This is a genomic window from Catenovulum sp. 2E275 (assembly GCF_025515275.1).
Taxonomy (GTDB): Bacteria; Pseudomonadota; Gammaproteobacteria; order Enterobacterales; family Alteromonadaceae; genus Catenovulum.
This window is the reverse complement of record NZ_JAOPFU010000001.1, coordinates 173,188-196,979: the sequence shown is the minus strand read 5'-3', so window position 1 is coordinate 196,979 and position 23,792 is coordinate 173,188. Positions and strand designations below refer to the sequence as shown.

Annotated in this window: 12 protein-coding genes; 10 read left to right on the top strand and 2 right to left on the bottom strand. The window is 38.8% G+C overall.

Going from position 1 to position 23,792, the window contains the following annotated elements; all coding sequences use genetic code 11:
- Positions 1–30: 30 nt before the first annotated feature.
- The 6 genes from N7931_RS00640 (at position 31) to N7931_RS00615 (ending at position 9,240) form a co-directional block, all read left to right on the top strand.
- Positions 31–2,493 (top strand): hypothetical protein, encoded by a 2,463-nt coding sequence (locus tag N7931_RS00640; RefSeq protein WP_262791310.1) that lies wholly within the window; start codon positions 31–33, stop codon positions 2,491–2,493.
- 16 nt (positions 2,494–2,509) lie between these two features.
- The gene (locus N7931_RS00635; protein WP_262791309.1) at positions 2,510–3,595 is read left to right on the top strand and encodes a glycoside hydrolase family 105 protein; all 1,086 of its coding nucleotides are present in this window, start codon (positions 2,510–2,512) and stop codon (positions 3,593–3,595) included.
- A 139-nt stretch (positions 3,596–3,734) separates the two neighbouring features.
- The gene (locus N7931_RS00630) at positions 3,735–5,213 is read left to right on the top strand and encodes an MFS transporter (RefSeq protein WP_262791308.1); all 1,479 of its coding nucleotides are present in this window, start codon (positions 3,735–3,737) and stop codon (positions 5,211–5,213) included.
- Positions 5,214–5,231: 18 nt separating this feature from the next.
- Positions 5,232–6,419 (top strand): AGE family epimerase/isomerase, encoded by a 1,188-nt coding sequence (locus N7931_RS00625; RefSeq protein WP_262791307.1) that lies wholly within the window; start codon positions 5,232–5,234, stop codon positions 6,417–6,419.
- A 69-nt stretch (positions 6,420–6,488) separates the two neighbouring features.
- Positions 6,489–8,168, top strand: a complete 1,680-nt coding sequence (locus N7931_RS00620; RefSeq protein ID WP_262791306.1) for a glycoside hydrolase family 28 protein — start codon at positions 6,489–6,491, stop codon at positions 8,166–8,168.
- A 286-nt stretch (positions 8,169–8,454) separates the two neighbouring features.
- Positions 8,455–9,240, top strand: coding sequence for a 4'-phosphopantetheinyl transferase (locus tag N7931_RS00615; RefSeq protein WP_262791305.1), 786 nt, complete (start codon positions 8,455–8,457; stop codon positions 9,238–9,240).
- 67 nt (positions 9,241–9,307) lie between these two features.
- Here the strand turns inward: N7931_RS00615 and N7931_RS00610 are convergent, their stop codons facing one another.
- Both N7931_RS00610 and N7931_RS00605 read right to left on the bottom strand, forming a co-directional pair.
- Positions 9,308–11,227: an alpha/beta hydrolase family protein gene (locus N7931_RS00610; RefSeq protein WP_262791304.1), complete on the bottom strand. Its 1,920-nt coding sequence runs from the start codon at positions 11,225–11,227 to the stop codon at positions 9,308–9,310.
- Positions 11,228–11,339: 112 nt separating this feature from the next.
- Positions 11,340–12,902: an alpha-N-arabinofuranosidase gene (locus N7931_RS00605; protein WP_262791303.1), complete on the bottom strand. Its 1,563-nt coding sequence runs from the start codon at positions 12,900–12,902 to the stop codon at positions 11,340–11,342.
- A gap of 295 nt (positions 12,903–13,197) precedes the next feature.
- On the opposite strand from N7931_RS00605, the gene N7931_RS00600 reads away from it, so the two are divergent.
- From N7931_RS00600 to N7931_RS00585, 4 genes are all read left to right on the top strand, one after another.
- Complete coding sequence (locus N7931_RS00600) at positions 13,198–16,620, top strand: GDSL-type esterase/lipase family protein (protein ID WP_262791302.1); 3,423 nt, start codon at positions 13,198–13,200, stop codon at positions 16,618–16,620.
- A 308-nt stretch (positions 16,621–16,928) separates the two neighbouring features.
- Positions 16,929–20,288 (top strand): DUF2126 domain-containing protein, encoded by a 3,360-nt coding sequence (locus tag N7931_RS00595; protein WP_262791301.1) that lies wholly within the window; start codon positions 16,929–16,931, stop codon positions 20,286–20,288.
- A gap of 78 nt (positions 20,289–20,366) precedes the next feature.
- Positions 20,367–22,901: a circularly permuted type 2 ATP-grasp protein gene (locus N7931_RS00590; RefSeq protein WP_262791300.1), complete on the top strand. Its 2,535-nt coding sequence runs from the start codon at positions 20,367–20,369 to the stop codon at positions 22,899–22,901.
- A complete protein-coding gene (locus N7931_RS00585) occupies positions 22,891–23,772 on the top strand; it encodes a transglutaminase family protein (protein ID WP_262791299.1) in 882 nt (293 codons plus the stop codon). The genes N7931_RS00590 and N7931_RS00585 overlap by 11 nt, the downstream gene beginning before the upstream one ends.
- The last annotated feature ends 20 nt before the right edge of the window (positions 23,773–23,792 follow it).

Sequence of the window (23,792 nt, the reverse complement as noted above, 5' to 3'; positions counted from 1 at the left end):
AAAAAAACAATTCAGTAATTGAGTAACTTTATGACATTTGCAAACTACAAAATTAAACAGGGAGAAACCTTAACCCGGTTTTTAGTTTCAGATCCTATAACCAAACGATTTGGTCAATTTGAAGATCATGAAATAATGGAAGATAAATTACAGTATAAATTTCAGAATGGGTTTGTCGATGTAGGCGACTTACCTTGTCGAAAAGTATTTTGGAAGCAAATGGCAAATCGAACGGTAGAGTTGTCTTCGCAAAGTCGTTGCGACAATATTTATTTTGCTAATGGTAAACGTAAAGTTGATTTTTCTGGATTTATTTATACACCTACACATGTACAGCATTGGGCTAAAACTTGTCTATATAGTGAGCATTCTGCAACTTACCAATTTAACTTAAGTACTTGTGGAGGTATCAGGATTTGGGTAAACGGGCAGTTAGTAACACAATTTACTCCGTTTAAAAGAAATACGGTCAGCCAAACTACAATCCACTTACCACTAGGGCAAGGCGCAAATCAAATTGTAGTACATGCCGAAGATTTGTTTGAGCGTGATACTCAATACTTTTTTGAACTGACACTGTTAGATAATGCTGAGTTAGAAGCTCACCTGGAAGGCTTGGATGAAACTATTTTAGCTGAGCTTGAATATTTTGTTGGTGGTTTGTCTTATGACTTAAATATAACCAATCATAAATTCTTACTGAACTCAGATATTCAACTTGAAAATCAATTGGTGGTTAGCGGGTTAGTTTGGGGCATGTCTAATGAAGAAGAAGTCAATCAACAGGTTACCCGACAAACTGTAGAAATAGTAGATGGACAATTTGTTATTGGGTTACCTAAATCCTTAAAAGCAGCACATTACGCGTTGGAATTGGCTTTTGAATACCAAGGCGTTGTCCTTAAAAGAATTTGCCATATAAATATTGTACCGCAAGGCAAAGCGATTTCAGCCAAGACACTGAGCGAACGAAAGCAAGCTGGGCTTGATTTTATTGCTGAACAAGGCATGAATATTCCGGGTAAGTTACTGGCTTTATTAGCAACTCAGTCTAATTCAAAACAAGCTGAATCTATTTTAAACCGTACTTTACAAAAAATAAGCTTACGTGAAGATTGTTCTGACTTTTGGATGGTTTCTGTGCTGTGGGCATGGAATATGGCCAGCTATACTCAATTACCTGACAAGCTCTGGCAGCGTACAAAATCTTCTATTTTGGGTTATCGTTACTGGTTAGATGAGCCAGGTAACGACTCAATGTGGTTTTGGAGTGAAAACCATGTATTGTGTTTTCATGTTTCTCAGCTATTAGCTGGGCAAACTTTTCCTCGCGATACATTTATCTGCTCAGGTAGAACAGGCCGTGAGCAACAAGCAATTGCAACCAAGCGACTTAATTTATGGTTTGATCATATCCTACACAATGGTTTAACTGAGTGGAATTCTTCTTGTTACTATCCAATTGACTATATTGGTTTATTTGCAATTTATGAATTGGCTGAATGTGAATCGTTAAGGCAAAAAGCAAAAACCGTCATCGATCGTTTGATGCTAATGGGGGCTTTGCATTTCCAGTCAGGCGTTGCCAGCGGAACCATGGGGCGAGTTTATGAAAAAGAGCTTATGGCTAATGAAATGACTGAATTAGCTGGTTTTGGACATATCGCATGGGGAGATGGGTGGCATACACGTATGTGTGCATCTTTACCTATGTTTTGCCTAAGCAGTTATCAGCCATCTCAACTAACTAATGAAGTTGCCAGATTAGAAAACCGTGAAACGGTAGAAGCGTATTACACCCAAGGCATGGACAAATGTGCAAAAGTGATGGCATGGAAACAATCAGGGGTAACCTTGTCTAGTGTTGTTGATCATTTAACTGGGGAACAAGGGCACCAGCAACATGTATTGGATATTCAATTTGCACAGAACCCTAAAGCTCGGGTTTGGATTAATCATCCTGGTGAAGACACACCTGGCGGAGAAGGCCGTCCATCTTATTGGGCTGGGAACGGTATTTTACCCAGAGTCATGCAGCATAAAAATAGTGCCATGATGATATTTAAATTGGAGCCAGACACTCGAGTTAAATTTACTCATATTTACTTACCTGCTGAAGCGTTAGATGAAATCTTTATTAATGACCACTGGTGCATTGTAAAAAGTGGTCATGCTTATGCTGTAATTGGCTGTTCAGAAAAAATAGAGCGAGTAACTCAAGGTGTAACTCGAGGCCGAGAAATTCGAGCTCATGGGTTAACCACGGCTTGGTATGTTTCTGTAGGGAACTTGAATGATACTTTTACATTTAAGCATCTTATTTCACTGTGGCACAATGTGGACTTGTCTTTACAGCATACCGAGTCATTACATGCACAGATTGTTACCCCAGATAATCAATCATTCAGTTTAAACTGGAGCGGTGATTGTTTAGTTAATCATCATGCTTGGGCATTTCCTGAGCAAGCAGGTCTTAACCCATTAATTAAGTAGTAAACGGGGAAACATCATGAATCATAATTATCTTGAAGTACTGCAAAAATTAAGCTCAGGGTTATGTAGCCTTAAAGGTATTGGAGATTTTGACCCAACTGCCTCAGGGACTATTTCCATTGAGTTTGAAGAATGGGAATGGGAAATAGGCGTTGGTTTGTATGGACTCTATCAATATGCGAATTATGCGGGTCATAAACAGTTAATTTCTGCATTAGAGGTCTGGTTTAGCCAACAAATAGATAAAGGCTTACCTAAGGCACAAATTAATACAACAGCACCTATGATTACACTTGCTTTAGTAGCTGAACAGCAGAATAGAACAGACTGGCATCAGCTTATTGAAAACTGGGCTGATTATTTATTAACTTCATTACCAAGAGTTGATGGTTGTGGTTTTCAGCATGTCGTGAAGGAGAGATTAAACGAAGGTCAATTATGGGATGACACTTTGTTTATGACAGGTTTATTTTTAGCAAAAGCAGGTAAGTTATTGGGACGCAATGATTTAATTCATGAAGCAGAGTTACAGTTTTTAGCTCATGCACAGTTTTTGGCAGATAAAAAAACAGGGCTTTGGTTTCATGGGTGGACAGCTGTTGATAAGCATAATTTTGCTGGTGCATTTTGGGCTCGTGGTAATGCTTGGATAACAGTTGCAATTCCTGAATTGATTCAGTTAGTAGGTGATTTTATTAATCCTGCAATTAGACAGCATTTAGTTGCTTTACTCCAATTACAGATCAATGCCTTGCTTACGTTACAAAGTGATAATGGGATGTGGCATACCGTTTTAGACGATGACACCTCACCTCAAGAATCCTCAGCAGTTGCAGGTATTGCATATGGGATGTTATGCGCTTGTCGGTTAAATCTCATTGAGGCTGATAAATTCGAGCAGGTTAAAAATAGCGCTTTGCTTGGTATCAAGGCAATTATAGAGCGTATTGATGAACATGGCATTTTACTTGAAGCTTCGGACGGCACTGCGATGGGTCATGACATTCAATATTATTTTGATATTCCGAATACTCCAGTGCCTTATGGTCAGGCATTAGCAATGATGAGTATTACCGAAGTTATTCAAGGTGAATGGGGCTGATAGCCGACTCATTTATACATATAAGTAACTAACTTAATTCTTTGAATTTATTATACCCGACTTGGTTGGGTATTAAAGATAACTACTTACTAAGTTTAAGTTAGGTTTACATAATTCATTAATAATAAAGGGTAAAGTAGTGGTAGATTCTAATCGAAAAGTAGGCTGGAAGAATATCGTTGCATGGGGCTCAGGCGACATCTTTGGTAGTGGTGCCAGTACCATTATTGGTCTATGGATGCTGTATTTTTATACGCAGGTGGCAGGACTTTCCCCCATTGAAGCTGGTTTGATTTTTGCTGTTGCAAAAGTCTGGGATGGGTTTACAGATCCCATTGTTGCTTATGTAACGGACAATATCCGAACTAAATTTGGTCGACGCCGAGTTTTCATCTTATTTGGTGCACCGTTTTTATTAGTGTTTGGATTAATGTTTGTATCAGGGTTTGATTTTGGTTATTACTTAGTCACGTATTTGTTATTCAACACTATGAATACCATTGTCATGACGCCATATAGCACGTTGCCAAATGAAATGACTGAGGATTACCAGATACGTACTAAAATGAGTAGCTGCCGAATGATTTTTGGTCAAATTACGGCTTTTGTCGTGACCTTTATTCCTGGTCAAATCATGGCGTATGTACCTGATCAATCACAAGCATTTTTATATATTGGGGCTTTATTTGCGGTGCTATTTACTCTGCCTTGGGTATTTATTTATAAATATACTTGGGAGTTAGATCCTGCGGATCTCCCGCCACAGGAAAAGCTTGATACATTTGGTCAGACATTGGTTCATTTGTATAAAGAAATGGCAACCACCTTTCATTTAAAATCTTTCCGCTTTCATTTAATGATGTACATCGGTGGTTCAGTTGCATTAGATATATTTGGTTCTTTATTTATGCATTATATGACACTTGTGGTTGGTATTACTCCAACTCAAGGGGGAACCGCGCTGAGTGTGATGACTGCAATGCAATTTATTGGTGTTGCTATTTTTACTTGGACAGCTTTAAAACTCGGTAATGCACAAGCATTTGCCATGGCGATTATTTTAATGTTAGTCAGTATTGTTTATTTTGCTTTTGTACCAAGTAGCAATGGTGATGTTATGACTATTGTTTTAATTGGTGCCGTGATTATTGGGTTGGCAAGAGGTGGTATTTACCTTATCCCTTGGGTGGTATTTAACTCAATACCCGATGTAGATGAAGTTTTAACAGGAAAACGTCGTGCTGGTATATTCTCTGGTGTTATGACGCTTGGCAGAAAGGTATGCCAAGCCACTGCTATGTTAATTGCTAGTGCTGGCTTGCAATATTTCGGATATGAATCAGGTGCTGAAACTCAAACTTTGGATACGATTAATGGTATTTATTGGTTGTTTTTAATTGCGCCATCTTGTCTAGCTGTGATTGCTTTGTATGGTGCTCTCAGATTTAAATTGAATAAACAAAACCATGAAGTATTGGTTCAAGAAGTTCACAGATTAAAAAGCGGCGGTAGTAAACAACAAGTTGATGCAGAATCTAAAGCTGTTGTTGAGCAATTAACAGGCTGGGATTACGAGTATATATGGGGCAATAAAGCCGCAAGAAAAAATCGTGGTTAAGTCAATAAAAGGGTCATCATGAATAGTCAAACATATCCAGATTTTTACAGTAAATCGTTTTTATTAAAGCATATCCGTTCTATTTTGGATTTTTACGATCCAATTGTTATTGATGATACAGGCGGATATTTCCAGAATTATTTAGATAACGGTGATTATTTTGAGCCGGGTTTTCGCCAATTGGTGAGTAGTACCCGAATTATTGTTAACTATGCACTGGCAAGTTTTTATCTAAAGGAAGAGAAATATAAGGATTATGCACTGCACGGTTTAGCCTATTTAGAAGAAGTACATTGGCAACCGAATACCCAAACTTATGCTTGGACATTACAGGATCATAAACCACAGGATTTGACTCAACAGGCTTATGGATATGCTTTTGTATTATTAGCCTATGCATCGGTTCATAAAGCCGGAATTAAAAACTGCGAAGCACAGATAAAAAATGTGTTTGATTTACTCGAGAAACGCTTTTGGCAAGCAAATTATGGATTATATGCCGATGAATTAAGTGCAACTGGCATTTTAAGTGATTATCGTGGACAAAATTCAAATATGCATTTATGCGAAGCTTTAATTGCTGCATATGATGCAACTGGCGAAAATACTTATCTTCAACGCGCACAGTTGTTAGCTGAAAATATTACGGTTAGGCAAGCCGCTCAAACTCAAGGGTTAATTTGGGAGCACTTTACACCAGAGTTTTTAATTGATTGGGATTACAACAAAGATGATCCAAAAAATTTATATCGTCCATGGGGGTTTCAACCGGGTCATCAAACGGAATGGACTAAATTATTATTAGCAATTCATGAGTTCAGTCCACAGCCTGAGTTAGTTTCGCGTGCACAAATGTTATTTGAACAGGCTTATAAAACAGCATGGGACAATGAATTTGGCGGCCTTATTTATGGTTTTTCACCCGATGGTAACTGGTGTGACACTGATAAATATTTTTGGGTTCAAGCTGAGAGTTTTGCCGCCGCCGCCATGTTATATAAAACAACTGATAACCCTGAATTTTTAACCCAGTATTATCAGCTATGGCAATACAGTTGGGATAATATGATAGATCACCAATATGGTGCTTGGTTCAGAATTTTAACTCGGAATAATCAAAAATATTCCAACCAGAAAAGCAGTGCGGGTGCAAAATGTGATTACCATACATTAGGTGCCTGTTTTGAAGTATTAAAAAGACTTTAAGCTAAAAAACAAAACCCCTTACTATAAATGTTTAACTATGGAAGGGGTTAAAATGAAACAGGTGATCGGATGATAAATAGAAGACATTTTTTAAAAAGCACTTTAGCTACTTTTACTGCTTTTCAATTTACACCTTTTAGCTTAGCGGCAAGGGAATTAGAAGCATACCTTGAAAAATTTGAGCAAAGCCGAAGTGCAAATCCAAAGCGTACGCCTATATTGCAAACAGCAAAGTTAAACGTTCAAGATTTTGGTACTAAAGCAAATGGTATAACTCTGGATACTAAATCAATTCAAGCTGCCATTAATAAAGCAGCCGGATATAAAACAGGGGCAACGGTTGTTTTCCCAGCCGGAAAGTATCATACAGGTGCTCTAAAGTTAGCTAATAATGTACACCTGCATTTAGAGAAAGATGCAATCTTGTTGGGAAGTACAAACATTTATGATTATCAATCTACTAATGGGAAAGTGCATTCTCTGCTTGAAGCTGATGAGTGTTATAATATTGCTATTTCTGGCCCCGGGACAATTGACGGTAGAGGGCGTGAACTTGCTTTAAACATAAACCATTTGCATCATACAGGTAAAAGAGTTGAAGCTGACTTTAATTACCGCCGTAACCGCTCTCGTAATCGACCCAGTGTTATTGCATTCCATCACTGTGAGTCTATAAAACTTTATGATATTAATATTAAAAATGGGGCAAGTTGGGTACAGCATTATGCTGGATGTCGCGATCTACTTATCGATAATATGAAAGTAGAGAGTGATGCATTTTGGAATAATGATGGGATTGATATTAATGACTGTGAAAATGTGAGAATTACGGGTTGTTTTGTTAATGCAGCTGATGATGCTATTTGTTTAAAATCAACAACTGGCGGCCAATTCCATAATAATCATGTCTATATTGCGGATTGTGTTTTACGTTCAAGCTCTAATGGCATTAAGTTTGGTACTGAATCTATGTGGGGATTCACTAATGTTGAGATTGAAAATATTCGAGTCTTTGATACTTACCGTAGTGCTATTGCATTGGAAACGGTTGATGGCGCCAAGCTGGAAAATGTAAAGATAAATCAAGTTGAGGCATATAATGTTGGTTGTGCTATTTTTATTCGGCGCGGTCAGAGAAATCGAGATGTTCCGGCTAATACACCTGTTGGTACATTAAAAAATATTGAAATTACAAACGTTAAAGCGCATGTTTCTTTTTTGCGAGCCGATGCTGACTATGAAGTTCGAGGTCCTGCTCTTAACAACTTTTTTAATCCTATACCGGCTTCAATAACGGGTCTACCAGATGCTCATATTGAAAATATTAAATTAGAAAATATCGAAATCAGTTACCCTGGCAGAGCAAACAAAGGCTTTGCTTATCGGCCAGCAGATCAACCTTCTCTGGTACCGCAAGAGCGAGCCGAATACCCGGAATATACTATGTTTGGTGAGTTACCCTCTTGGGGATTGTTTGTCCGCCACGTAACAGGTTTAACGCTTAAAAATATTAAACTCACAGTGCGGGAATCAGATTTTAGACCCGCTTATGTTTTTACTGACGTCAAACAGTTAAAGCTAAATGGGAGTGAAATATCATCACAAAATGAGATTCAAATAGCTTTAAATGCTGTTGATAATGCAGAATTTACTAATATTTATAAGCAAGCGGCTAACACTGATAAAATAAAACTAACTCATGCGGCTTATCTAATTAGTGACGATAGTCGTTCATTAGCGTTAAAGTAACGCTAATAATACTTTAGTTTTATTTAGCTCTGTATCTTCACATGGATGTGGAGTAACGTCATTTTTGAAGTATACAATATGTTTGTAGCTCATTTGTCTAGCGCGTGACATTTAGGCTTTAATAAATACCAACAAACCGCTACAAAATTTTACTCAAAAGGCTTAACAGACCATAGGTGAAAAATTAATTTAATGATTGAAATGTTAGGTTAAGTTAAGCTAATCACTACTTTGAAAATTCTTTTACGGTTTTATTATTGTATGAAACAAAAAGGTGGCTTACTTAATGTTTACTCATACGCCAGATTTTATTAAAGATACAAGTCTAGTCGAATTAACTGGCTACAAAGGGGTTGAGGCTTGGCTGGCTATATTTGATAAAGCGTTATGCCGTCCACATTTTTGGCAACTTTTTTTGTCTGAGTTCAATATTGATATATCGCAGATGCGTCAAAAGCGATGTGCTGATTTTGTTGCTGGTCGTTATCTTGCTTTTTTAGCATTACAAAAATTGGGTATTGATTGTATTGTTGGGGTTAGTTCTGATAATGCGCCAATTTGGCCTGCAAAAATATGCGGTAGTATATCTCATTCAAATAATCATGCTGTTGTTATCATTAAAAAAAAATCTCACGAGTATGAGCATTTAGGAGTCGATATAGAAGTTTTGTTAGCAACCGAAAAAGCTGAACGGTTATATCTTCAATTTATGAATCCAGATGAAGTTAATTTTTACCATAATCACCTTAACAGTAATGAGTCTTTATTAGATTTTAATTTGTTTGCAACTTTGGTCTTTTCTGCAAAAGAAGCTGTTTACAAAGCGTATCACCCAATGATTAATTCCTTTTTTGGCTTTGATGCTATATCTATCATCGGTTTTAATAAAATAGATTTAATGTTTAAAATTAATAATAGCTTTAAACAAAGCATCTCTTTAACGCGTCCTGACTTATTAAATATTATTCCTGAAATTATCAAAGTAAACTGGCAATTTATTGAGGGCGGAAAATCAAATCTAAAACATAAAATAGTGTGTTGTTGGGTATTGGCAGGTAAATTACCAGTGTAATAAGAGAACCAATTTAAACAAAATTGGTTCTCTTATTGCTGAGTGATGGTCAATGGATGGTCAATGGTTATAAATGACTCTTTAAAAATTTTTCCATAGCTTTAAATGTGGTGAGCCTATCTTCACTGTTAGATAAGTGGTGGTTAGCACCTTCTAGCTCTATATATTGAACATCTTTTTTTCGAGCTTTCATCACTTTATACATTTCCTGACTCTGTTCTGGTAAAACCCGTTTATCTTGTGTTCCATGAATGAGTAGGACAGGAATATTGATTTTTTCAGCTTGATTGATTGGTGAGTAGTTAGCTAAAAAGTCACTATCTTCGCCAATCATTTTTTTGACAATTTCATGACTGGAAAAAAACTTTGATGCATCAACTAATTCTTCTAAATCACTGACGCCTGCAAAGCTGATTGCACATTGGTATAAATCCGGTGTTTTAATTGCGCCCATCAAAGCTGCATAACCGCCATAGCTGGCACCAACAATACAAATTCTTTTGGGGTCTGCATAACCTTGTTTAATAGCCCAATTGGTTGCATCTTCTATATCATCCTGCATTGCTTGCCCCCAGCCTTTTAACCCGTGCTGTAAAAACTCAAGTCCATAGCCATAGGAACCTCTGAAATTCATTTGCACAACAACATACCCTCGGTTAGCAAAAAATTGTGCCCAATAATCAAAACCATCAGTATCGTTTGAAATAGGCCCGCCGTGAGGTAGGATAATCGTAGGTAGTTTATTTTGTTTATCGCTCTTGGGCAGAGTTAAAAAACCTTCAATTTTAAGACCATCTCTGGCTTGGTAATGTATTTTTTGCCTTTGAGCTAAATTCTCTGGAGCAAGTTCTGCATAGCGGGTACCAAAAAAAGCAATTTTATTGGTTTTTCTGTTGCCCATAAAATAAACGCCTGGTTCAGTTGAGCTGGTAGATAAAACAAAATAAATATTATCGTCTCGACTGATTTCAATAATGTCGTTTTCTGTATCCGGTAATACTTGATTGATTTGTTTGATCAGCTTTTTTCTGTCTTTGTCCCAAATATAGTCGCCAACCCCGATAACTTTTTTAGTTGATTGAGCGCGAACTAGATACGTAGATACATCATATTTACTGCTACTAAAAACATGCTTGAGTTCAAGTTTTGGGTCGTTTAAATCAACAGTGAATACGGCTCTGCGGCCATCTTTATTTGCACTTACATAGAGAATATTGGGTTTATCATCAAAACCTAAAGGCCATATTTCAGCTTCATCGAAAGCGGAAAATGTCCATAAGGTTCGAAAATCTTGGTTTTCATTATTTCGTTCAAGGATTTTGTATTGTGTTTTCTCTCTGGCAATAGCGATCCTAACATTGTGTTGCTGATCGGTTATCCATCTGGTGACATCATTCATTGCTGGTTGAATTACTTTATTGTAATTTTTACCATGAATAGAGACTTTAACCACACTTGGCAAATAGTATTCTGCCGAGGTCGATACTCCAGATAATGACATTAAGATATGATCTGGATCATTTGGTAAATAATCGACTACTGTTGACATAATATTTGAGATATAGCTTAAGTTTTCCATATAGTGTAGAGATAAAACCGGCTTAAACTTTTTCTCAAAAATATTAAATTTGAGTAGTCTGGTTTTTTTTAGCCTTAAAGCGCCTAAAGTGTCGTTGTATAATACTTCAACTAATAAATCGTCATTATTAGCCCATTCTATATCACTGATAATAAAGTCTTTATCTTCAGCAAAGGCGAGGTTAAATGTACCCATAGAAACGAGGTCGATATATTTAATTGCTGTACCTTTCGCTTTTTTTTGATTAATTTTGGCTAGCATAATCGCTTGTTTACCGTCCGGTGATATTCTGATACTGCTAATATCCGGTTTGGTAGCAAAAGCCTCTGTGGGTATATGGGTGATTTTGGCAAATCCATTTAGAGGGATTGCTAAAATAAATAACAGATAAATCCATGTTTTTTTCATTTTTCTAATCCTGTTTTATTATTATTTGAATAAATTTCCTTTGATTTATTAGCTTATAACTAAAAAACTAATGGGTTTACCTGAGTAAACCCATTGTAAATTTGCTTAAATATTAATCCAGTTTAACGACTGTAACTGAACGGGCAGGTAAATCGAAGCTGAATTTACCCGACTTAGCTTTAATCTTATACGCTTTTGGTTTGACCTGATTCGGTTTATTAAACGTATTATGCGCATCCAGAGTATTGGCTGTTAACTGTTGCCCCTGAGCAGAGTTGGCTGTTTGCCCTTTTAAATCAACTTTAACTTCTGAACTTTCTGTTGCTGATAAATTAACGAGCGCTAGATAGGTTTTCCCATCTTGCCCTTTTGCTGCTGATACACTCACTGCCGGGAACTTGTCTTCACCTACTTTTTCATAATCCATTTGGTTAATATCAACCGTTAAGTGAGTTGAATCTTGAAATGGTATATACATTTGGTAAGCATAATAAGTTGGTGTCAGTAGCATTTTTTCTTTGTCGGTTAAAATCATTGCCTGTAAAACATTAACCATTTGAGCAATGTTTGTCATGCGTACTCGTTCGGCATAATGATGGAAAATATTAAAGTTAGCTGCGGCAACTACAGCGTCACGTATTGTATTTTGCTGATATAAAAATCCGGGTTCGCGGCCGGGCTCGGCATCGTACCATGTGCCCCATTCATCAACATAAAAACCAATTTTTCCTTTAGGATCATTCTTTTCTAATACTTCAAGGTTTTGGGCGATAAACTCATCAATTTTTAACGTATTAACTATGGTTGAATTCCACTCAGATTCAGGGAAACCAATGGCTTTACCTTTTACATCCCATTTATTGGTTGGCAGGGTGTAGTAGTGGTACGAAATTGCATCCATATTGCGGGTAATGTTTTTACTTAACACATCAGTCCACTCTAAACCTCTGACATTACCGCTGCCGCCACTGGCGATAAATTTAGGCGTATGGCCTTTTGGCGCTTTCAAAAAGGTCGCCCAGTGCATATATAAATCTGCGTAGTAAGCCGGACGCATATGGCCGCCACATCCCCATGCTTCATTACCTATGGCAAAATAATCGACTTTAAAAGGTTTATCGCGGCCATTTTTACGTCTCTCATTGGCAAGCGTTGAGTTTTTGTCTGAGGTCATATATTCAAGCCACTCAGCCATTTCTCTTGGCGTGCCAGTCCCTAAATTACCATTAACATAAGTCTCTGAACCGACCATTTCGGCTAATTGGAAAAATTCGTGGGTACCAAATTCGTTATTTTCTTCAACGCCACCCCAATGAGTATTAACTTTAGTTGGTCTTTTAGCCGGATCGCCAATCCCGTCACGCCAATGATATTCATCGGCAAAACAGCCTCCAGGCCAGCGCATTAACGGTACTTTAAGTTCTTTTAATGCCGTTACTACATCATTACGAAAGCCATTAGTATTAGGGATATCTGAATTGTTGCCCACCCAAATACCTTCATAAATACCACGGCCTAAGTGCTCAACAAATTGACCATAAATGTTTTTATTAATTTGAGCACCTTGCTGATCGGTATTGATGGTGAGTGAAACTTGATGCTCTGCATTTGCTGGCAGAGCTGCACATAATAAAATGCTTGATAAAGCTAAACTTATTTTTTTTAAGCTTTTCATGTCGCTTCCTTTTTATATGATAAATCTCTTTAATCTTCCCATAAAGTGTAATTATAACAACAAGTTTTTAATTATTTGTTGAATATTTGTTTTTATTATACTTAATAATTGTCTGGTTTTGAGTACTGTTGATTGATTTATTTGTTTTTAAATAGCATTGTTAAAAAATATTTGATTATTTGTGATTGTAATTGGCTGTTCATGGGGTATTATTATATTTATTGTTAATCAATGGGGTTTGTGGTTAGCAATTTATTCAAAAGTGTTAAATTTATAAAGATAATCGAGAGATAACATGAATAAATATATTTGGCTTATGCTACTTTCGGGCATTCTAGCAGGGTGTAACGAAGGAGAAGATTTAGGTTCAGGATCGATTCCTGATAATGTTGAGATACCAAAAATACCGGCTGCTCCGGTTATACCTGATGAACCGGAAGAAGAAGTGGAAGAACCGGCAGAACCAGAAGAAGAGGTAGAAGAACCAGTTGTAGTAACGATTGAGGAAAATGAAGCTGGTTTTTGTAATATTGATGGTTTTATCGAAAGCAATCACGAAGGTTTTGAAGGCGACGGCTTCTCAAATGTTGTAAATGCAGTTGATTCATCAATAACTTGGCAGGTTGTAGCGGAAGCTGACGGCGATTATGACATTAATATTATCTATGCCGCACCAACAGACAGAGCCGGAACAATCAATAGTAATGGTGCTGATGTTGAATTAGCATTTACGACTTCTACCGCTTGGGATGTTTGGGCTGAGCAAACTGGCACAATATCATTAAAAGCCGGTGCTAATGATATTGTTATTAGCTCAAATACTGCTGAAGGTATGCCTAATATCGATTCATTTACCATTACAGGGGTTGGTTTAAGCGCTGGTACTTGTACCTATACTCCGCCTGTAGTTGAAGTCCCAGATACTGAAGTACAGCTTTTTGTTGTAGGCGATTCAACTGTTGCTAATTATAATGCTTCTAGCTATCCGCAAGCTGGTTGGGGGCAAGTATTACAGTATTATTTTGAAGAAGATGAAATAGAAATTGTTAATAAAGCAATTGGTGGAAGAAGTTCAAGAAGCTTTATTGAAGAAGAGCGCTGGAATGATGTGTTAAGTGAGGTTGGTGAAGGCGATTATGTGATGATCCAGTTTGGTCATAACGACAGGGATCGTTCAAAAGCTGAACGTTATACACCTCCTGCTGATTTTGAAACTTACATTGCTCAATATGTAAATGAAACTCGTGAAAAAGGTGCTACACCGATTTTAGTTAGCCCTATGGTGATGAATGCTTATCGGAATGGTGTATTACGTAATGTATTTACCGAAGATGGTAGTGATTATGCAGTATCAATGGCAAAAGTTGCAGCCGATATGGATGCTGCTTATATTGATTTAAATGCGAAATCTTGGGAATTAGTTAATTCACTAGGGCAAGAGCAAGCGTCTCATTATTTATATCTGATTTTAGATGCTGGTGAATATGCTAATTACCCTGATGGGAGCGCTGATGGTACCCATTTCCAAGAGTCTGGTGCTGTTGAAATGGCGCGCTTAGTGGTTGAAGGTTTAGAGCAATTAAATGCTAATACAGATTTAACAACTTTAATCGAAGGCTTAGAACCAAGATATCAATTGACTGTTGAGCAAGAAGGCGCTACTAATAGTTTATATACTCAAGGCAATTCATACCCTGCTGATATCCCGTTAACATTTAAAGTAAGAGCGGGAGAAGGCGATACATTTAATGCTTGGTATAATGCAGGTACAGTTGCAAGTGATACCAATCTTTACCAAACAACTATGCCAGCTGGTAAGTTTGCAATGGTTGCAGCATTTAATGGTGTTGTACCAACTTATACACCACCAGCGGCTACCGCGTATTTAATTGGTGATTCAACTGTTGCCAATTATGCAGATGGTTATTACCCACAAACCGGTTGGGGACAAGTTTTTCAACATTATCTAGACGATGCCAAAATTACGGTTGATAACCGCGCTCTAGGTGGTCGTAGCTCTAAGAGTTTCTATAATGATCATTGGACAGATGTAAAAGCCAATATCACAGAAGGTGATTATGTATTTATTCAGTTTGGGATTAATGACCGCGCAAGTGACGAAGATCGTAAAGCTCCAACAGGTGGTAAAACCGAAGGCTTTTTTGAGTTCTACATGACTAACTTTGTTGAAGAAAGTCGCGAGTTAGGTGCAATACCAATTTTTGTCACTACAGTGCGTCGTAATGATTGGCAAGCAGGGGTTCCTTATGATGCGTATCATGAACACCCAGTTGTTACCCGTCAGCTAGCGACAGATTTAAATGTTCCGTTAATTGATTTAAATGCTAAAAATAAAGCGTTATTAGAATTAGTTGGTGAAAACTATGCTAATGAATTCTACTACATGGGCTTTGGTGCAAATCAATATGGTAATGCAACCGCTGAAGATGATACTGTACATTTTCAAAAACAAGGCGCGGTTGAAATGGCGCGTTTAGTAGCAGAAGGTATTAAAGAATTAGACGGTACAGCAACAGTTGCGCCTTTAATTAGTGCACTAAAACCAACCTATTCAATGAGTGTTTCTTCCCCTACGCCTGCGGCTGGTGTTTATACAACTGCGTTTGAATATCCGGCCGGTACACCATTTACGTTAAAAGCGCTGGCTAATGAAGCTGATGAATTTACTCAGTGGTTAGATGATAATCGAGCTGAAGTTTCAACTGCTTATTTATACGAGTTTGATACACAGGATATGGAAACCAAATACGAAGCTGTATTTAATAACAGTGAAGGTTTGGGGAGTATTATGACTAATTTAACAACTGAGTTAGATGGTACAGATATTGTTTTAAATTGGTCGCTTGAAAACTTTGCTGGTGAAATTACCTATGTTGAGGTATATCGCAATGAAGTTGCTGAAATAAATTCTGATCGAGTGAGAGTTTTCTCTAGTTCAACTTCTAGCGGCACATATACAGACGATACCGCTGAAGAAGGTAAGACATACTGGTATATGTTTAAAGTAGTACATGGTGCAGAGACGACTAATACAGATCCAGAAGGCGAAATTAGAAAGCCATTTGTTAATGAAGTACCTGTAACTAATTTAACAACTAAAGTGGTTTATGGTTCACTCATTGAGGTTTCTTGGGATCTACAATATTTTGATCCGGAGGTAACTTATCTTGAACTAATTAGAAACGATAAACCTGAAGATGGTGGTCGTAGCCGAGTTGCAGCAGGTGCTCCATTAACCGGTACCTTAGTTGATGATGCGGTAGAGCCGGGTAAAACTTACTGGTATACCTTTAAAATAATTCAAGGTGGAGTAACCGGCGGTACAGGGTATGAAGGCGAAATTTCAATTTCTGCGGATGCGGTATTAACACCTCCAGAAGAAGGTTTAATTCCTGGACCATTAATTGATCTTGAGAAACCGATTGTGAGCAATATAGCAACCAGTTTAAATGACGATGGTAAAGTGGTTGTGACTTGGGATCTTGAAAATGTTCAAGAAGGCACAGCTGTTGAGTTAATGAGAAATAATAAACCAGAAGCAGGAGGACGAACCTCTGTTTTAAGAACTTCTGATTTAACCGGTAGTTTTGTTGATGACGGTGCAGTGAGTGGTGAAACTTACTGGTATATGTTTAAACTAACTAAAGATTTAAAAACCAAGGATACTGGCGTTGAAGGTGAAATTACCGTTCCTTAGTAGCTAGGTAACCATAAAAGGTACTAACTGTATTTATACAGTTAGTACAGGTTTTATAGACTTTGATATATTTAACAAACGGCTGTGAAGCTGTTTGTTATTTTTTATTAAGTATCAATATTTATGCCTGTATTATCACTATAGATATATTTATAAGAGAGTATTTTTCCTTTATTCACGATCGCATAATAAATCAAACTTTTCTTTAACCAACTGAATAAGAAGTTTTTTTTAATTTTAACTTTGGTCTATTGTTAGGCATAAGATTTGCTGATAAAACTATATCAACAAGGCCAGAGGATAATTATATGACCATTACGGTAGGCATTACGCATCACACGGAATATGAATACGACAAAGCGATTACACTTGACCCGCACCTTTTTCGTTTACGCCCCGCACCACATTGTCGCACTCCCATTAAAAGTTATTCGTTAAAAATTTATCCTGAAAATCATTTTATTAACTGGCAGCAAGACCCTTTTGGTAATTATTTGGCGCGGGTCGTTTTCCCCGAAAAAACCGATAAATTTTGGTTTACGGTCGATTTAATTGCAGAAATGACCGTGATTAACCCATTTGATTTTTTTGTGGAAAGTTATGCCGAAAAAATTCCGTTTGAGTATCCCAAGCAGTTAAAACTAGATTTAGCGCCGTATTTAGAAACTTTACCCGTCTCCAAACCTTTTCAGCAATTAATTGATTCACTTAAACCTAAACAAGCCACGTCTACCGTTGATTTTATTGTGGCGGCGAATCAAAAAATTTATCAGATGATTGCTTACGGTATTCGGATGGAGCCGGGCGTACAGACGGTTGATGAAACCTTAGAGAAAAAGTCGGGATCGTGCCGTGACTCAGCTTGGTTATTGGTACAGCTTTGCCGAAATTTAGGTTTAGCAGCGCGTTTTGTCTCCGGTTATTTGGTTCAGCTCACGCCAGATCAAAAGTCGCTCGATGGCCCAAGCGGGCCAGAAACCGATTTTACTGATTTACATGCTTGGACTGAGATTTATATTCCCGGTGCGGGTTGGGTTGGGTTAGATCCAACTTCTGGTTTATTTGCTGGCGAAGGCCATATCCCGTTAGCGTGTACGCCAGAACCGTCAACGGCTGCGCCAGTCACCGGAGCGCTTGAACCTTGTAAAACCGTGAATTTTGAATTTGCCAATAAGGTAAAACGCCTGCACGAAATGCCCAGAGTAACTAAGCCTTATTCGCAGGTACAGTGGGCCGAAATTTATCAATTAGGTTTAAATGTTGATCAGAAACTTAACCAGTTAGGCATTGAGCTAACTATGGGTGGTGAACCCACTTTTATTTCAATTGATGATATGGAAAGCGCGCAGTGGAATACCGCCGCAGACGGTGCAGACAAACGCCGCTTGGCACATCATTTATTTTTGAAAATGCAGGAGGCGTTTTCTATTGGGAGTTTGCGCCATTATGGTCAGGGTAAATGGTATCCGGGCGAAGCTTTACCACGCTGGCAATATGCATGTTACTGGCGTAAAGATGGCGAAGCCATTTGGCATAACAATGCGTTATTGGCGGATATTAATCAAAATTATCAGTTTAGCCCAAAAGATGCACAGCGATTTGCCGCTCAGCTTGCAGCAAACTTAGGTTTTACTGATAAGGCTGTGACTACAGCGTATGAGGATATTTTATATCACTTATGGCAAGAGGGCTGTATGCCACTTGATCCAAGCCCAGATGAACCGGATTTATTGCACGCAATGAGTCGCAAAGGTTTTTTGGCAAAAATGGAGCAGGGAATAGAAAATCCGGTCGGTTATATTTTGCCTGTGCAATGGGATTTTAATCAAAATTGCTGGCAGTCATGCATTTGGCAATTTAAACGCGGTTATTGTTTTTTATTACCGGGTGATTCGCCTATGGGGTATCGTTTGCCTTTAGCCAGCTTAACCGGAACTGAACCTTTTATTGAACGTGATCCGTTTTCAATTCCAGAGCGTTTTGAGCAGGTAGATAAACAAAATAAACAACCTAGCAAAGAAAAACCATATCTTGCCAAACAACATGGTTATGTTGGCGATGATTTATTAAAAACTGCGCTCACAGTTGAGGTGCGAAACGGTAAACTTTATTTATTTATGCCACCGCTGAGCCACAGTGAGCATTATTTAAAACTGGTTAATGCCATTGAAGCAACCGCAGAGCAGTTAACTATGCCGGTGGTGCTTGAGGGTTATACGCCACCAACCGATAGCCGGATTGAAAAATTTGCGGTAACACCTGATCCGGGTGTGATTGAAGTGAATATTCACCCATCAAATAACTGGGGTGAGCTAGTTGAGCGTACTCAAATTTTATATGAGCTGGCAAAACAATGCCGATTAGGTACAGATAAATTTATGATTGATGGTCGCCACACCGGCACAGGGGGTGGCAATCATGTCACAATGGGTGCAAAAACCCCGTTGAATAGCCCGTTTTTACGTAAACCTGATGTGCTGAGAAGTTTTATTACTTATTGGCAGCATCACCCCGGATTGTCTTATTTATTTTCTGGTTTATTTATCGGCCCAACCAGCCAAGCGCCAAGGGTTGATGAAGCCCGAGACGAGCTGTTATACGAACTAGAAATTGCGTTTTCGCACATGCCAGCAGGTGAAGTGCCACAACCTTGGCTGGTTGATCGGTTATTACGCAATTTATTGGTAGATTTAACCGGTAATACCCACAGAGCCGAATTTTGTATTGATAAACTGTATTCACCGGATTCAGCCAGTGGCCGTTTAGGTTTAGTTGAGTTTCGTGGCTTTGAAATGCCACCGCACGAGCGCATGAGCATGATGCAAATGTTATTACTGCGCACCTTATTAGTTTGGTTTTGGCAACAGCCTTACCATAAACCGTTAGTGCGTTGGGGCACTGAATTACACGATAAATTTTTGCTGCCCGAATTTGTTAAACAAGATATATCAACCGTGTGCCGCGATTTACAACAAGCCGGATTTAATTTTAATTTAAACTGGTTTGAACCCTTTTTTGAATTTCGATTTCCGCGCTGCGGGATCAGGCAAATTGATCAAGTTGAACTGGAACTCAGAACAGCCATTGAACCTTGGCATGTATTGGGTGAAGAGTCGACTTCAAGCGGTACTTCTCGTTATGTTGATTCTTCACTTGAGCGGGTGCAAATTAAAGTAAAAGGCTTGGTAGGTGACCGCTATATTGTCACCTGTAATGGTCGGCGTGTGCCTATGCGTAGCGCAGGCGAAAAAAGCACTATGGTGGGTGGCATTCGCTACCGCGCGTGGCAACCAGCCAGTGCGCTGCATCCAACGATTGGTGTGCACGCGCCATTAGTGTTTGATGTGCATGATAGCTGGCAAGGGCGTTCAATTGGTGGTTTTACGTATCATGTATCGCATCCGGGCGGGCGTAATTTTGCTACTTTTCCGGTCAATGCGTTTGAGGCCGAAGGTCGTCGTTTAGCCCGGTTTTGGGATCATGGTCATAGCCCGAATACCCAGCATCAGCTTAATCAGCATAAAGATAACAGTTGGCATCCGAGCCAAATGCAATATCAGCTTGAGCATCATCAGGCGATTGTTGATTTTACCTTGCCGCCGGAAGAATCTGTTAATAACGAATATCCGCATACGCTGGATTTAAGGACACTGCCAAAATTTAAATAAAATATGAGTTGTTATTGAGAGGTTAGTTTTTACCGATAATTGCTTTGTCATTTTTAGGTGTATAATTGAGGGAATATTTTGTACTACAGCGAATCACATAACATGCTTGAAATGCCTAATTGGCTAGCTTTGTATTTAAATGGATCGCATCAGCACGATGAAGTTGAGCATCATTGTGGGGGTGATACCGAACATTGGGATGTGTTATTTGCAAGGTTGGCAAATTTATCTGAAAAAGATATTCATTTAAGAACCAACGAAATTAAGCGATTGCTACAAGACAGTGGCGTTACTCAAACGGCGCAGTCGCAACCTAATTGGCGACTTGATCCCTTACCTTTAATGTTATCTGAAAACGACTGGCAAACGCTAAAACAAGGGATTGCTCAGCGTATTCAATTACTTAACATGATTGCCGATGATTTATATGGCCCGCGCCAATTATTGTTAAATGGCGCGATTCCATGCCAGCAATTACAGGCAACAGAGGGATTTATTCGAGAATGTTTTAGCTTTGAGCAAGGTGAGCCAAAAGTTGTATTGGCCGCAGTGGATATTTTTCGTGATGCTGATGGTCAATTTAAAGTATTGGATGATCATCTACAAAGTCCGCAAGGGTTAGGTTTATTGCTCGAAAACCGGATTATTGCACGGCGGGTAATGGGCGATGAGTTTTCTGAATGTAATGTGCAGCGCATTGCGACTTTTTTCAAAAAATTCCAGCGTAAAATTAGTGAATCGACCCCAAGTTTACGCGATCCCAGAGTGGTTATTTTAACTAAAGGTCCGAGCGATGCGTATTACTCAGAGCAGGCTTTTTTAGCCGCTTATTTAGGTTACACTTTAGTTCGCAGTGCTGATTTAACCGTACGTAAAGGCAAGGTATGGCTAAAATCGTTAAAAGGCTTACGTAAAGTGGATGTGATTGTGCGTTGGCTGGCTGATCCTCAATTAGATTCACTTGAGCAAAATAATTATTCAATCGACGGCATTGCCGGTTTATTACAGGCTGTGCGTAAACAAAGTGTTAGGTTGATTAATCCAATTGGCTGCGGTGTACTGGAAAGCCCGATTGTAAAAACGAATATTAGCCGGATTGCTCAGCAATTGTTAACCGAGCCGCTGATTTTGCAAGAATTAAGTACCTTTGCGGCAACTGATCCCAATGCGCAGGCATTAATTAATCAGCCGGCTGGTTTTACTTTACATAGCTATTTAGAGCCAGAATTTAACTTAGATGGCGATACTCAGGCGGCTGAAATAGCCCAAAAGTTAACTGAAAACAACCATGCGTATTATTTTCGCCAAAAAGCGAATTTAAGTACCGCCCCTTTTTGGGACGATCATGAGTTAGTCGCCCAGCCAATTATTATCCGCTGTTTTGCATTATTAACCGAAAACGGGGTTGAAGTTTTGCCTTCTGCCTTGTGTTTCGCCAGACAAACTGAAACCAAAACCCAGTGGATTAAAGATACTTGGGTTAGAACAACACAACAACAAGATAGCCCACCATTATTACCCAAACTCAATAGCGAAATGTTAGATTTAGCTTTATTGGATGGTGTTGTGCCGTCACGTACGGCAGAAAACTTGTTTTGGCTTGGGCGATATTTAGAGCGCGGTGAAAATACAGTGAGGATGTTACGGCTGTTAATTGATCGCTATACCGAGTTTTCGATTTATCCAGACAGCAATAACAAAAAAATAGTCACCCGATTAGTGGATGCAGCGGTGAATCAAGCGGTGATTTATCCGTATCAGCCTTATCAGTTTGTTGATAATGAAACCATGTCTTATATCCCGCGCGAAATTGCGGCTAATACCTTATTTGATAAACAACTGCCGGGCAGTTTGCTCAATACATTGCAGGCTTTAGTGAATAGTGCATTACAGATCCGCGATTTATTATCGTCTGACAGTTGGCGAATTGTGGATGACATTAGCGATGAAATTAAGCGAATTGAACGTTTACCGGCTGCGGTTTCTACACGGGTTATGCAAGCAACAGCTGATCGTGTCATTGGTTATATTATGGCGTTTAACGGCTCAACGGCTGACAGTATGGCAAACAGTAATGGCTGGTTTATGCTGGATATTGGGCGCAGAGTTGAGCGCAGCACTCAATTAATTCATGTTTGTCAGGCATTGTTAACCGACGAAATGTTAGAAACTGAGCAGCTCAATATGCTTGAAGCAGTGCTGACTTGTCAGGTGAGTTTAATCACGCATAAACGCAGATATCGGATGTATCAGAGTATTGAAACCGGCTTGGAATTATTGATTTTAGATGCTGAATATCCTCGGTCTTTGCTGTATCAAATTGAGCAGCTAGAAGTATTGTGTAAGCAATTACCAGATAAAGTGAGTGGTGGTCAACTCAGCACGCATCATAAATTATTATTAAAAATGCGCACGATTTGCCATTTGGCTGAAAGCAATCAACTTGCGGTTGCTGAACATGGTAAAAGGCAAGAATTGTCAGATTTGATGCAAAAAATTCATCAAACTCTGGAGCATTTTTCTGACGTATTAATGGTGCAATATTTTTCTCATACTAAGGCAGCGGTATCGCTTAATGCTAACTTGGGGAGTATAGAGCCTCGTGAAGTATAAGGTTAAACACAGCACAACATACAGCTACAGCGAACCTGTTAGCCTGTGCCAGAATCAGGCGAGGTTAAGTCCGATAAGTAATGAATTTCAGCGCTGTATTAGTAATCAGGTTATCACCACGCCAGCAGCTGATTATTTAGATACTTTTGTTGATTATTTTGGCAATAAAGTCACGGTATTTGATATTCCAACTCAGCACGAAAACTTGATTGTGACAGCCATTAGCGAAGTTGAAATTTTTAACCGTCAGCAGGCGAGTTTATTTGATGCTCAAATCACTTGGGAGTCAGTGGTGGCTGCGTTGCAGTTTCCGGTAAATGAGCTGGCTTTACAGGCGGCTGAGTTTACTTTGCCATCGGTATTTACGCCGATTGATCCGCAAATCAGACAATATGCCTTTGAGTCATTTACACCAGGGCGAGCGATTATTCAGGCAACTGAAGATTTAATGGCACGAATTTTTAATGACTTTCAGTACGAATCTGGTTTTACCACAATTAGCACCCCTTTAAGTGAAGTCTTTGCACACAAAAAGGGCGTTTGTCAGGATTTTGCGCATTTTGCACTCGCTTGTTTACGCAGTTTAGGGTTAGCAGCACGTTATGTGAGCGGCTATATTGAAACTTTGCCCCCAGAAGGACAGGTAAAATTAGAAGGGGCGGATGCAACCCATGCATGGTTTGCGATTTATGTGCCGGATTTAGGCTGGATAGATTTTGATCCAACTAACAATGTGTTACCGAATGATCAGCATATTACACTGGCTGTTGGCAGAGATTTTGCGGATGTAACACCATTAAAAGGCATTGTATTTGGAGGAGGAACACATCAACTATTAGTTGCAGTTGATATGAATCGTCAGGGGGATTAACGGGTAATTTGGTGCTTGCT